Origin of the sequence: Nocardioides sp. zg-1228 (assembly GCF_017086465.1) — a bacterium.
Lineage (GTDB): Bacteria > Actinomycetota > Actinomycetes > Propionibacteriales > Nocardioidaceae > Nocardioides.
In genome coordinates this window covers 2,539,849-2,552,908 of the sequence record NZ_CP070961.1, presented here as the reverse complement: position 1 = coordinate 2,552,908, position 13,060 = coordinate 2,539,849, and the positions used below count along the sequence as shown (strand labels likewise).

Annotated in this window: 11 protein-coding genes; 6 read left to right on the top strand and 5 right to left on the bottom strand. The window is 72.0% G+C overall.

Features of this window, described 5'->3' with window-relative positions; genetic code table 11:
- Positions 1–2 precede the first annotated feature (2 nt).
- Positions 3–1,049: a zinc-dependent dehydrogenase gene (locus tag JX575_RS12320; RefSeq protein WP_186340972.1), complete on the bottom strand. Its 1,047-nt coding sequence runs from the start codon at positions 1,047–1,049 to the stop codon at positions 3–5.
- Between the two features lie 268 nt (positions 1,050–1,317).
- Here JX575_RS12320 and JX575_RS12315 point away from each other — a divergent pair, with 268 nt between their 5' ends.
- Positions 1,318–3,306 (top strand): PTS mannitol transporter subunit IICBA, encoded by a 1,989-nt coding sequence (locus tag JX575_RS12315; protein WP_186340973.1) that lies wholly within the window; start codon positions 1,318–1,320, stop codon positions 3,304–3,306.
- Between the two features lie 67 nt (positions 3,307–3,373).
- On the opposite strand, the gene JX575_RS12310 is transcribed toward JX575_RS12315, so the two are convergent.
- On the bottom strand, positions 3,374–5,596 hold the full coding sequence (locus JX575_RS12310; RefSeq protein ID WP_186340974.1) for a molybdopterin-dependent oxidoreductase: 2,223 nt from the start codon (positions 5,594–5,596) through the stop codon (positions 3,374–3,376).
- A 129-nt stretch (positions 5,597–5,725) separates the two neighbouring features.
- On the opposite strand from JX575_RS12310, the gene JX575_RS12305 reads away from it, so the two are divergent.
- The 4 genes from JX575_RS12305 (at position 5,726) to JX575_RS12290 (ending at position 10,435) form a co-directional block, all read left to right on the top strand.
- Positions 5,726–5,989, top strand: coding sequence for a DUF6458 family protein (locus JX575_RS12305; RefSeq protein WP_186340975.1), 264 nt, complete (start codon positions 5,726–5,728; stop codon positions 5,987–5,989).
- A 221-nt stretch (positions 5,990–6,210) separates the two neighbouring features.
- Positions 6,211–6,486 (top strand): 30S ribosomal protein S15, encoded by a 276-nt coding sequence (gene rpsO, locus JX575_RS12300; RefSeq protein ID WP_186340976.1) that lies wholly within the window; start codon positions 6,211–6,213, stop codon positions 6,484–6,486.
- A 271-nt stretch (positions 6,487–6,757) separates the two neighbouring features.
- A complete protein-coding gene (locus JX575_RS12295) occupies positions 6,758–9,004 on the top strand; it encodes a polyribonucleotide nucleotidyltransferase (protein ID WP_186340977.1) in 2,247 nt (748 codons plus the stop codon).
- 123 nt (positions 9,005–9,127) lie between these two features.
- A complete protein-coding gene (locus JX575_RS12290; protein ID WP_241005136.1) occupies positions 9,128–10,435 on the top strand; it encodes a pitrilysin family protein in 1,308 nt (435 codons plus the stop codon).
- A gap of 148 nt (positions 10,436–10,583) precedes the next feature.
- Here JX575_RS12290 and JX575_RS12285 read toward each other — a convergent pair whose 3' ends face one another.
- On the bottom strand, positions 10,584–11,099 hold the full coding sequence (locus JX575_RS12285) for a class I SAM-dependent methyltransferase (RefSeq protein ID WP_186340978.1): 516 nt from the start codon (positions 11,097–11,099) through the stop codon (positions 10,584–10,586).
- Positions 11,100–11,179: 80 nt separating this feature from the next.
- Between JX575_RS12285 and dapB the strand changes: the two genes are divergently transcribed.
- Complete coding sequence (gene dapB / locus JX575_RS12280; RefSeq protein WP_186340979.1) at positions 11,180–11,959, top strand: 4-hydroxy-tetrahydrodipicolinate reductase; 780 nt, start codon at positions 11,180–11,182, stop codon at positions 11,957–11,959.
- Positions 11,960–11,996: 37 nt separating this feature from the next.
- On the opposite strand, the gene JX575_RS12275 is transcribed toward dapB, so the two are convergent.
- Together JX575_RS12275 and JX575_RS12270 are read right to left on the bottom strand one after the other, a co-directional pair.
- Entirely contained in the window at positions 11,997–12,293 is a 297-nt protein-coding gene (locus tag JX575_RS12275) for an AzlD domain-containing protein (RefSeq protein ID WP_186340980.1), read from the bottom strand.
- Positions 12,293–13,024 (bottom strand): AzlC family ABC transporter permease, encoded by a 732-nt coding sequence (locus JX575_RS12270; protein WP_186340981.1) that lies wholly within the window; start codon positions 13,022–13,024, stop codon positions 12,293–12,295. The genes JX575_RS12275 and JX575_RS12270 overlap by 1 nt, the downstream gene beginning before the upstream one ends.
- Positions 13,025–13,060 lie beyond the last annotated feature (36 nt).

Below are 13,060 nucleotides of genomic sequence, written 5' to 3'. Positions count from 1 at the left end.
CGTCAGGGCTCGACGGTGACCTTGATCGCCTCGCCCTTGGCGACGATGTCGAAGACGCTCATCACGTCGTCGAGGGGCACGTGCCTGGTGATCAGGTCCTTGACCGGCACCTGGCCGGTGGAGATGTACTCCAGCGCCCGCTTGTTGTGCTCGGGGGAGGAGCCGTTGGCGCCGTGGACGTGCAGCTGGCGGTAGTGGATCAGGTTGGAGTCGGCCTTGATGTAGGGGTCGGTCTTGGGCAGGCCGCCGAAGAAGGAGATCCGGCCCTGGCGGGCGGCCATCGCGATGGCCTGCTCCTGGGTGATGTTGGCCGGGGTGGCGGTGATGACGATGTCCGCACCGCGGCCGCCGGTGAGCTCCATGACCTTCTCCACCACGTCGACCTCGGAGGCGTTGATGACGTGGTCGGGCTGGACGGCGTCGGCCGACATCGCGAGCCGCGCCTCGTTGATGTCGACGAGCACGACGGTGCCGACCTTGTGGACGCCGCGGGCGATGCGGATGTGCATGCAGCCGATGGGTCCGGCGCCGAAGACGACGGTGAAGTCGCCCTCCTCGATGCCGAGCTGCTCCTGGGCGTTGATGGCGCACGCGAACGGCTCGGCGGCGGAGGCCTCGTCGTAGCCGACGTTGTCGGGGATGCGGTTGAGGCCGTCGACCTTGAGCACCTGCTCGGGCACGATCATGTACTCGGCGAACCCGCCGTCGTACTGGTAGCCGACCGACGTCTGGTTCTGGCAGACCTCCATCCAGCCCTTGCGACACTCGTGGCACTCGCCGCACGGCACGGCGGCGATGCACTGCACGCGGTCGCCGACCTGGAAGCCGCCGAGCGCCTCGGCGCCCACCTCGACGACCTCGCCGGCGACCTCGTGGCCCATCGTGGTCTCGCCGGTGATGTTGACGTGGCCGTTCTTCTTGATCTTCACGTCGGTGCCGCAGGTGGAGCAGTTGCGCACCTTGATCTTGACCTCGCGGGGACCGCATGCGGGCTCGGGCACGTCGACGAGACGGACGTCCTCGGGGGCGAAGAAGCGAAGGGCCTTCATGGCGGGTACCTCTCGTGGTGGTCGGCAGGGGATCGGTCGGCAGGACCGGGGACGGGCGCGACATGACGCCGTCGGCACCCACCGATGGGTCCTCGGCGTCGCGTCCTGCTGACCACGTTAACCGGTGAACCGGGGTGAAAGCCACACACTCGGGCAGACAATCATGCCCGAACGCTTGGCAACATGCCCGTTCGTGAGGTTTAATCGCTGCATCATGTGATGGGGCTCACCCCCGCGCTCACCTTCGCGCTCACCTGGAGGACTCAGCATGGCGACCACGACTTCCACGTCCGCGTCCGGCACCAGCGCGCGCGTCCGCGTGCAGCGGTTCGGCACGTTCCTCTCCAACATGATCATGCCCAACATCCCGGCACTGATCGCGTGGGGACTCCTCACGGCCCTGTTCATCGACGTCGGCTGGCTCCCCAACGCCGACCTGGCCACGATGGTCGGCCCGACGATCCACTACCTGCTCCCGATCCTCATCGCCGGCACGGGCGGCCGCATGGTGCACGGCGACCGTGGTGCGGTGGTCGGTGCCTTCGCCGTGATGGGCGCCATCGCCGGCTCCGACCTGCTCGTCGCGGAGTTCAACGCGACCCTGCCGCCCGACGAGCCGCCGCTGGGCCAGGTCCACATGTTCATCGGCGCGATGATCCTGGGCCCCCTGGCCGCCTACGTGATGAAGCGGCTCGACGCGCTGTGGGACGGCAAGGTGCGGGCGGGCTTCGAGATGCTCGTCAACATGTTCTCCGCCGGCATCGTCGCCTTCGTCATGGCGCTCGTCGGCTTCTACGGGGTGGCGCCGGTCGTCAACGAGGTGATGGACGTCCTCGGCAACGCCGTCGAGACGCTCGTCGACAACAACCTCCTGCCGCTGACCTCGTTGCTCATCGAGCCGGCCAAGGTGTTCTTCCTCAACAACGCCATCAACCACGGCGTGCTGACGCCGCTCGGCCTCACCGAGGCGGCGGAGACCGGGAAGTCGGTGCTGTTCCTGCTCGAGGCCAACCCCGGCCCCGGCCTCGGCCTGCTGATGGCCTACTCGATCTTCGGCCGGGGCGTGGCCAAGGCCACCGCCCCCGGAGCCGCGATCATCGAGTTCCTGGGCGGCATCCACGAGATCTACTTCCCCTACGTGCTGATGAAGCCCCGCCTGATCCTGGCGATGATCGCGGGCGGCATGACCGGGGTCGCGATCAACGTCGCGCTCGACGTGGGCCTGCGGGCCCCGGCCGCGCCCGGCTCGATCTTCGCCGTGTACGCCCAGACCGCCCGCGACAGCTACCTCGGCGTGACGCTGTCGGTCGTCGCCTCGGCCGCGGTCACGTTCGCCGTCGCCGCGGTGCTGCTCAAGCTCGACCGCTCCGACGACGACGGCGACCTTGCCGCCGCCACCGCGCAGATGGAGGCCAACAAGGGCAAGAAGTCGTCGGTCAGTGGCGCACTCGCCGGCCGGGGCGCCAGCTCCGGGCCGATCCACTCGATCGCCTTCGCCTGCGATGCGGGCATGGGGTCGTCGGCGATGGGCGCCTCGGTGCTGCGCAAGAAGATCCAGGACGCGGGCCACGGCGACGTCACGGTGGTCAACAAGGCCATCAGCAACCTCGACGACAGCTACGACCTCGTGGTCACCCACCAGGACCTCACCGACCGCGCCAGGCAGCAGACGCCGTCGGCGGTGCACGTCTCGGTGGACAACTTCATGGCCAGCCCCCGCTACGACGAGATCGTGGAGATGCTGGACGACACCCCGGACGACAACCCGGACGGCGCCACCGACGCGGCCCCGGGCGCCTCGGCCCACGGCGGTGGGCTCGCGACGAGCGACGTGCTGTCGCGCGACTCCATCGTGCTGGGCGGCTCGGCCCGCACGCGCGACGACGCGATCACCGAGGCGGGCGAGCTCCTGGTCGCGGCCGGGGCGGTCGACCCGTCCTACGTCGAGGCGATGCACGAGCGGGAGCGATCGGTCTCGACCCACATGGGCAACGGCCTGGCGATCCCGCACGGCACCAACGAGGCGAAGGGCGCGATCCACCGCTCCGCGCTGTCGTTCGTCCGCTACGACGACGGCATCGACTGGAACGGCAAGGAGGCCTCCTTCGTGGTCGGCATCGCCGGCGCCGGCGACGACCACCTCGCCCTGCTCCGCTCGCTCGCGACCGTGTTCGCCGATGAGTCGCAGGTGGCCCGCCTCCGGGCGGCCGCCACGCCCGACGAGGTGCTCGCCGTGCTCGACGGCGTCAGCGTCTGACCCGACTCGCCCCGGCTCGGGGGCCGAGCCGGGGTCCGGCGGGGCCGGGTGTGGGCGGGGCCGACCCTCAGGGGCGGCCCCGTCCGCTCGTCGTTCGGGGAGTGGCGGCGAGCGAAGAGTCGGGAGCGGCGGCGGGCGCGGCGGCCGTGACCTCGACGGGGACGGCGTTGAGCGCGGCGTTGCCCGACACGTCGAGCCGCTCGGGATCGGTGAGGTCGTTGACCGAGACGCCGGGGACCGCGCGGCTGCGCGACATCAGGACGCCCTCGGCGGCGTGGCCGTAGCCGTGGGGGAGGGAGACCACGCCCGGCATCAGGTCGTCGGTCGCGGCCACCTCGACCTCGACCGACCCGACGCGGGAGGTGACCCGTACGCGGGACCCGTCGGCGATCGAGCGGTCGGCCAGGTCGGCGGGGTTCATCAGCAGCTGGTGGCGTGCCCGTCCCTTGGTGAGGCGCTCGGAGTTGTGCATCCACGAGTTGCAGTCGCGCTGGTGGCGGCGGCCGATGAGGAGCAGGCCGTCGCCCGCCGGCTCGGTCACCGCCGCCAGCCGGGCGACGTCCTCGACGACCAGGGCGGGCGCCAGGTCCACCCGCTTGCCGCGTGAGGGCAGCCGGTCGGGCAGCTGCCCGCCGCGCAGCGGGCCGAGGTCGATGCCGGCCGGCCTCGCCCGCAGCTTGGTGAGGGTGACCCCGCTCGACCCGCGGCGCAGCAGCTGCCCGACGAGGAAGGTGGGGCTGGCGCTGAGCCGGGCCCGCTGCCGCAGCCGCGTGCGCAGCGGCGGCTTGCCGTCGAGCCGGGCCGTCGTGCGCAGCGCGATCTCGCGGAAGATCTGCCAGTCGTGGCGCTGGTCGGGCTCCTTGGCGAAGACCGCGGGGGTGAACCGCGCCGTGTCGCGCACGGCCAGCAGGTGGAAGACGATGTCGTAGTGGTCGCGCTCGAGGGCCGTCGTCGGGGGCAGGATCACATCGGCGTGCCGGGTGGTCTCGTTGACGTAGATGTCCACCGCCGCCATGAAGTCGAGCCCGCGCAGGGCCCGGTCGAGCCGGGCGCCGTCGGGCGTGGAGAGCACCGGGTTGCCTGCGACGGTCAGCATCGCGCGCAGCTGGCCGTCGCCGGGCGTCTCGATCTCCTCGCGCAGCGCCGCCACGGGCAGCTCGCCGGCCGTCTCGGGCAGCCCGCGCACGCGCGAGCGCCACGCGTCGTGGTGGCCGCGGCCGATCAGGCCGGTGCCGACGGCGTCGATGGCCGGGGTGGTGAACATCGCCCCGCCCGGCCGGTCGAGGTTGCCGGTGAGCACGTTGAGGCAGGTGACCGCCCACTGGCACACCGTGCCCCAGGGGCCGGCCGAGACGCCGACCCGGCTGTAGACCACGCCCGACTCAGCGGCCGCGAGCTCGCGGGCGAGGCGGCGGACCTCGTCGGCGGGGAGCCCGCTCATCGCCTCGGCGCGCTCGGGGGTGAACGGCGCGACGAGGGCGACCACCGTCTCCAGCCCGTCGACGTACGACGCGACCGTCGGCGTCTGCTCGCCGGCCTCGGCGGCCTCGGCGGCCTCGGCGGCCTCGGCGGTGAGGACGTGCAGCATCGCGAGCAGCACCCAGGCGTCGGTGCCGGGGCGCACGAAGTGGTGCTCGTCGGCCACCTTGGCCGTCTCGGTGCGGCGCGGGTCGAGCACGATCATCCGTCCGCCCCGGGCCCGGAGGTCGCGCACGCGCCGGGGGAAGTCGGGCACCGTCATCAGCGAGCCGTTGGACGCCATCGGGTTGCCGCCGACCACGAGGAACCACGACGTGCGGTCGATGTCGGGCACCGGCAGGAACAGCTGGTGGCCGAAGACCAGGTGGGCCACGAGCTGGTGGGGGAGCTGGTCGACCGACGTCGCGGAGAAGCGGTTGCGGGTGCGCAGCGCCTTGACCATCGCGCTGCCGTGGGTCAGCGAGCCGAGGCTGTGCGCGTTGGGGTTGCCGAGGTAGATACCGAGCGCGTCGGCGCCGTGCTCGCCGACGACCCGGGCGAGGTTGTCGGCGACCAGGTCGAAGGCCTCGTCCCAGCCGATCTCCTCCCACCGGGCGGCGGCGCCCTCCCCGACCCGGCGGACGGGACGGCGCAGGCGGTCGGGGTCGGCGTACACGTCGCCGATCGCCACCCCCTTGGGGCACACGTGCCCGCGCGACAGGGGGTCGGCGGGATTGCCCCGCACGCCGACGACCTCGCGGCCCTCGATGGTCAGCTCGAGGCCGCAGATCGCCTCGCAGAGGTTGCACACGCCGATGCGCTTCTCGCCCATGCCTCGGATCGTCGCACGTCCGGGCACCCCGCAGGGGGGTGACAGCGCGTCGGTGGGGGGCCAGACTCTCCCCGGCCCGCCCGCGGCTCACGCTCGCCGGGCGACATCCCCAACAGAATGGAGCACGTCATGGGTTTCGGAGGGCCGATCGGCCTGATCGTCGTGGGACTGATCCTCGCGCTGGCGTTCAACCAGCAGCAGGTGGGTCCCCTCGAGGTGACCACCCTGGGATGGATCCTCGTCGTCGCCGGTGCGCTGTGGCTGGTGCTGACCGTGGTCCAGCAGAACACCCGCCGCCGTCACGTCACGACCGCGACCACCACCGACGCGCAGGGACGCCAGGCGACCACGCAGCGCAGCACCGAGTCCGACCCGCCGCCGCCGGCCGTGTGAGTCGCTCGACCCGCACGTGACAGGAGCCCCCGCCGGACCCTCGGCGGGGGCTCCTGCGCGTCCTCGGGACGGCGCGCGCGGATTGGGGGAGCCGCCCACGGCGTTGGTACGCTCGTCCGGTTGCCCGGAAGGGCGACACGCCGTGTGAACGGCCGCGGACCCAGAGTGCCCCGGTGAACAGGCCCGGGCGCGCCGCGCAACGAGAACCGAAGGAGCCCCCCATGTCGATTGGTACCGACGCGGAGACCAAGAAGAAGATCATCGCCGAGTACGCCCTGACCGAGGGCGACACCGGTTCCCCCGAGGTGCAGATCGCGCTGCTCAGCCACCGCATCTCCCACCTCACCGAGCACCTCAAGCAGCACAAGCACGACCACCACAGCCGTCGTGGCCTGCTGCTCCTGGTCGGCCAGCGTCGCCGGCTGCTCAACTACCTGCAGAAGACCGAGATCGAGCGCTACCGCTCGATCGTGGAGCGCCTCGGCCTCCGTCGCTGAGCGAAGGAGCGGCTCCCCTCACGGGGGGCCGCTCCTCTCACATCCGGGCCTCGCCGCGCTAGTGTCGACCCGGCACAACTGAAACACACCCAACAGGAGCGACCCGCCTCGTCGCCCGGTCCTCGGTAGTGGCCTTCAGATCCCCGCCCCAGGCTGGGCCGATCTGCGGGCCTCGATCGAAGACCGGCCCCCGCGGGACCTTCGATGGTCCACCACATGAGGGGTGGACGCCGCGGATCGCTCCGCGAAGAGAAAGCAGGATCCTGCTTCCATGAGTGAACCCATCATCTCCGCTGTCGAGACCGTCCTCGACAACGGCTCGTTCGGCAAGCGCACCATCAAGTTCGAGACGGGCCTCCTCGCCCGCCAGGCCGCCGGCTCCGTCACGGCCTACCTCGACGACGAGACCATGCTGCTCTCGGCGACCACGGCGTCGAAGCACCCCAAGGACCACTTCGACTTCTTCCCCCTGACGATCGACGTCGAGGAGCGGATGTACGCCGTGGGCCAGATCCCCGGCTCGTTCTTCCGGTCCGAGGGCCGCCCGGGCGAGGACGCGATCCTCACCTGCCGCCTGATCGACCGCCCGCTGCGCCCGACCTTCAAGAAGGGCCTGCGCAACGAGGTCCAGGTGGTCATCACCGTCCTCGCGCTCGACCCCAACGTGCCCTACGACGTGCTGGCCATCAACGCCGCGTCGATGTCGACCCAGCTCTCCGGCCTGCCGTTCTCCGGCCCCGTCGGCGGCGTGCGCGTCGCGCTCATCGACGGCCAGTGGGTCGCGTTCCCGACCCACCAGCAGCTCGAGTCGGCCGTCTTCGACATGGTCGTCGCCGGCCGCGTCACCGAGACCGGCGACGTCGCGATCATGATGGTCGAGGCCGAGGCCACCGAGGACACCATCGCGCTCGTCCAGGGCGGCGCCCAGGCGCCGACGGAGGAGGTCGTGGCCGGTGGCCTCGACGCCGCCAAGCCCTTCATCAAGCAGCTGTGCGAGGCGCAGTCGCAGCTCGCCGCGGAGGCCGCCAAGCCCGTGCAGGACTTCCCGGTCTTCCTCGACTACGAGGACGACGTCTACGCCGCCGTCGAGGCCGCGGTCAAGGACGACCTGAGCGCCGCCATGCAGATCGGCGACAAGCAGGAGCGCGAGGCCCGCAGCGACGAGCTCAAGGCCGGGCTGCTCGAGAAGCTCGCCGGCCAGTTCGAGGGCCGCGAGAAGGAGATCGGCGCGGCGTTCCGCGGCGTCAGCAAGTCGGTCGTGCGCGAGCGCGTCCTGCGCGACAAGGTCCGCATCGACGGTCGCGGCCTCGCCGACATCCGCCCGCTGCACGCCGAGGTCGACGTGATCCCGCGCGTCCACGGCTCCGCGCTGTTCGAGCGCGGCGAGACCCAGATCCTGGGTGTCACCACCCTCGACATGCTCAAGATGGAGCAGCAGCTCGACACGCTGTCGCCGGAGAAGCACCGCCGCTACATGCACAAGTACGTCTTCCCGCCGTTCTCGACCGGCGAGACCGGCCGCGTGGGCTCGCCCAAGCGGCGCGAGGTCGGCCACGGCGCCCTGGCGCGCCGCGCGCTCCTCCCGGTGCTGCCCTCGCGCGAGGAGTTCCCCTACGCGATCCGCCAGCTCTCCGAGGCCATGGGCTCCAACGGCTCGACCTCGATGGGCTCGGTCTGCGCCTCGACCCTGTCGCTGCTGCAGGCCGGTGTGCCGCTGAAGGCCTCCGTCGCCGGCATCGCGATGGGCCTGATCTCCGGCGAGGTCGACGGCGAGACGCAGTACGTCGCGCTGACCGACATCCTCGGCGCCGAGGACGCGTTCGGCGACATGGACTTCAAGGTCGCCGGCACCCGCGAGTTCGTCACCGCGCTGCAGCTCGACACCAAGCTCGACGGCATCCCCGCCGAGGTGCTCGCCGCCGCGCTGACCCAGGCCCGCGACGCGCGCCTGGCGATCCTCGACGTGATGAGCGAGGCCATCGACGCCCCCGAGGAGATGTCGATCCACGCGCCGCGCATCATCACCGTCCGCGTGCCGGTCGACAAGATCGGCGAGGTGATCGGGCCCAAGGGCAAGGTCATCAACCAGATCCAGGACGACACGGGCGCGACGCTCTCGATCGAGGACGACGGCACGGTCTACATCGGCGCGACCAACGGCGAGGCCGCCGAGGCCGCGAAGGCGGCGGTCAACGCCATCGCCAACCCGACGATGCCCGAGATCGGCGAGCGCTACCTCGGCACCGTGGTCAAGACGACCAACTTCGGTGCGTTCGTCTCGCTGATGCCCGGCAAGGACGGCCTGCTGCACATCAGCAAGCTGCGCTCCCTCGCCGGCGGCAAGCGCGTCGAGGCCGTCGAGGACGTCCTCTCGGTCGGCCAGAAGGTCCAGGTCTCGATCGCCGAGATCGACGACCGCGGCAAGCTGTCGCTGGTCCCCGTCGTCGAGGACGAGGGCGGCTCGGAGGAGGCGGCCGAGGCCGGCTCCAACACCGCCCCCGAGTCCGACGACGAGTGACCCTCGCCTGACGCTCCACCCCACGACCGGTCGGCCGCCTGGCCGGCCGGTCGTGGCGCTTCACCCCGATCCACCCCTCGAGACGCCCCGCTCCGGGTGCGTCCCGGCCCCGGAAGGACCCCAGTGCAGAAGAACGGCACCACCCGCACCCTCCACACGGTCAAGGACGCCGACGGCGCGGTCACCTCGCGCGTACGGCGCACGGTCCTGCCGAGCGGCATGCGCGTCGTCACCGAGCAGATGGCCGGCACCCGCTCGGCGAGCATCGGCGTCTGGGTCGGGGTCGGCTCGCGCGACGAGACGCCGGCGCTGCACGGCTGCTCGCACTTCCTGGAGCACCTGCTCTTCAAGGGCACCCCCGAGCGCACGGCGATGGACATCTCGGTCGCCCTGGACGCCGTCGGCGGCGAGTTCAACGCCTTCACCACCAAGGAGTACACCGTCTTCCACGCGCGGGTCCTCGACGAGGACCTCGCCACCGCGGTCGACGTGCTCGGCGACATGGTGACGGCCTCGACCCTCACCGAGGCCGACGTGGAGGCCGAGCGCGACGTCATCCTCGACGAGATCGCCATGCACGACGACGACCCCGACGACGTGGTGCACAACCTGTTCGCCCACCAGGCGTGGGGCGACACCCCGCTCGGGCGCCCCATCGCGGGCACCGAGGCCTCCATCACCGCGATGACCCGCGCCCAGATCCAGCGCTTCTACCGGCGCCACTACCGGCCCGACAACATGGTCGTGTCCGTCGCCGGCAACGTCGACCACGCCACCGTCGTGCGCCAGGTCCGGCAGGCCTTCGGGCGCGGCGGCTTCCTCGACGTCGAGGCCGAGCCGACGATCTCGGCCCAGTCCGAGCAGGCCCGCAAGGTGCACCCCGGCGAGTCGCGCACCGTCCGGCCGCAGGAGCAGGTCAACCTCGTCGTCGGTGTCAAGGGTCTGACCCGCACCGACCCGCGCCGCTACGCCCTCGGCGTGCTCAACACCGCCCTGGGCGGGGGCACCTCCTCGCGGATGTTCCAAGAGGTGCGTGAGGTGCGCGGCCTGGCCTACTCCGTCTACTCCTTCGCCACCCACCACGCCGACGCCGGCATCGTCGGCGTGTCGGTCGGCTGCCTGCCCGGCAAGTACGACGCCGTGCTCGAGACCGTACGCGCCGAGCTCGCCAAGGTCGCGGCCCACGGCCTGACCGAGGAGGAGGTCGAGCGCGGCAAGGGCCAGCTCAAGGGCGGCCTCGTGCTCGGCCTCGAGGACTCCGGGTCGCGCATGTCGCGCCTGGGCAAGGCCGAGCTCGTCCACGACGAGCTGCTCACGATCGACGAGGTCGTCGAGCGCATCGAGGCGGTCACCACCGACGACGTCGCGGCCCTGGCCGCGGAGCTCTTCGGCCAGCCGGAGCTGCTCGCCGTCGTGGGGCCCCAGGCCTGAGCGCGGCGCCGCGGCGGCGACGGTTCATCAAGGTATGCAGGCGAACCGTCACTTCCCATGGTCAGCTCGCCATGGGAAGTGCGGGTCCAGCGACATACCTTGATGAACCGTCAGCGCGAGGGATGAGCGAGGGACGGCCGCCCGGAGGTCAGCGGCGCGCGATGATTCCGATGACCGGGGGAGCCTTCTGCTCGACCACGCTCACCCGGAAGCCGCCGCGCAACAGGTTCTCCGAGGCCTTCTTCACGATGTTGGGCACCAGCTCGGGGCGCGCCGCCTCGTAGAAGAGGTAGACCGCGCCACCGGGCACGACCCGCTCGTGGAGCAGGGCGATCTCGTCGTCGCAGGCGCGCACCCAGAACAGGTTGACGTTGAAGGCGAAGACCTTGTTGAGCCGCTTGACCGGCACCCGCAGCGTCGCGAGGTCGATCTGGCGCACGACGAGCCGGCCGGCGTCGACGTACTTCTGGTTGCGGCGCTTGGTGCGGTCGACACCCGACTCGGAGCGGTCGATCGCGAACAGCTTGCCGGTCTCGAGCCGCGCGCAGATCGCCTCGGCGCCCGCGCCGGGGCCGCACCCGATCTCGAGGACCTGGTCAGCCGGCTGGACGTCCATGAGGTCGACCGCCCACTTGATGCGCGGCGGGATGGTCGCTGGTGGCATGGTCCACAGCCTGCCAGACGCAGGTACCCGAGTCAGCCACCGCCACTCGGCGGACGCCTCCTGCCGATACGGTGGGGCGTGTGAGCGCCTCTGCAGACGGACCAGCCGGTGACCGCACGAGGGTCGGCGTGCTCGGCGCGCGCGGCAAGGTCGGCACCGAGGTCTGCCGCGCCGTCGAGGCTGCTCCCGACACCGAGCTGGTGGCCTCCGTCGACGCCGGCGACGACATCGAGGAGCTGGTCCGCTCCGGCGCCGAGGTGGTCGTCGACTTCACCAACCCGGACGTGGTGATGGACAGCCTCCGATTCTGCATCGAGCACGGCATCCACGCGGTCGTCGGTACGACGGGCTTCGACCGCGCGCGCCTCGACCAGCTCGAGGAGTGGCTCGCCGCGGCGCCGGGGGTGGGGGTGCTGATCGCGCCCAACTTCTCCATCGGGGCGATCCTGATGATGCGCTTCGCCGCCCTGGCCGCGCCGTTCTTCGAGTCCGTCGAGGTGGTCGAGCTGCACCACCCCGACAAGGCGGACGCGCCGTCGGGCACCGCCCGGCGCACGGCCGAGCTCATCGCTGCGGCCCGTCGCGAGGCCGGCTGCGCCCCCATGCCCGACGCCACCTCGACCGGGCTCGAGGGCGCCCGCGGCGCCGACGTCGACGGCGTTCGCGTGCACGGCCTGCGGGTGCGCGGCCTCGTCGCGCACCAGGAGGTCGTCCTGGGCGCGGCGGGGGAGACCCTCACCATCCGCCACGACTCGCTCGACCGCGTCTCGTTCACCCCGGGGGTGCTCACGGGCGTGCGGGCCATCGCCGAGCACCCTGGCCTCACGGTCGGGCTGGAGGGCTTCCTGGACCTCGGGTGAGCCCAGCCGGGCGCGTGCTGCCGGGTGGGCGGGGCCGTCACAGGAGGCGGGCCAGTGCCGCCACGACCGACGCCCCCACCACGACGACGAGGAACGGCGCCCGCAGCAGCAGCGCGACCACCGCGAAGGCGAGGCCGAGGGCCCGGGCGTCCAGCGCGAGTGACGTGCCCGAGGAGAACGCCTGCACGGCGACCAGCGCGGCGAGCAGGGCGACGGGGATGAGGTCGGCGACCCGCTCCACCGTGGGATGGGCCAGGACGCGCTCGGGCAGCGACAGCCCCGCGAGCTTGAGGAGGTAGCAGCCGACTCCGGCCACCAGGACGGCGGTCCACATCAGGGGCGACCTCCCCCCGCGTCGTCGGACGGCCCGGCGGCGGCCCGGTCGGGGCGCCGGCCGATCACCCCGCCGAGCAGCGCGACGCCACCCGCGGCCAGCACGGGCACGCCTGCCGCGGAGACCGGCACGACGCTCAGCGCCACGGCCGCGGCGAGGACGGCGACCAGGACGTTGCGCCGCTCGCGCAGCCGCGGCCAGAGCAGGGCGAGGAAGGCGGCGCCGACGGCCGCGTCGAGCCCGAACGTGCGGGGGTCGCCGACGGCCTCCCCGGCGAGCGCCCCGGCGAGGGTGGCGAGGTTCCACAGGGCGAAGACCGCGGTCCCCGTGGTGAGGAAGCCGAGCCGGGCGCCCTCGGTGGTGCCCCGGTTGACCGCCATGGCCGTCGACTCGTCGATCAGCACGTGCGCCGCCGCGGCACGTCGCCACCCCCGCCACCGCAGGAGCGGGGCCATCCGCAGGCCGTAGAGGGTGTTGCGGGTGCCGAGCAGCAGGGCGGTGGCGGCACCCGACATCGGGGCGCCTCCTGCTGCGACGACGCCGACGAGGGCGAACTGGCTGGCGCCGGTGAACATCAACAGGGACAGCACGCACGTCTGGGCGATGCTGAGCCCGGAGGCGACGGACACGGCCCCGAACCCGACGCCGTACGCCCCGGTGGCGACGCCCACGGCGAGGCCGTCGCGGACGATGCCCGACCGCTCACCGGGGGTGAGGGCAGCGTCTGGCACGACCCGAGGCTAGGTCATCCGCAGGGTCGACGAGGG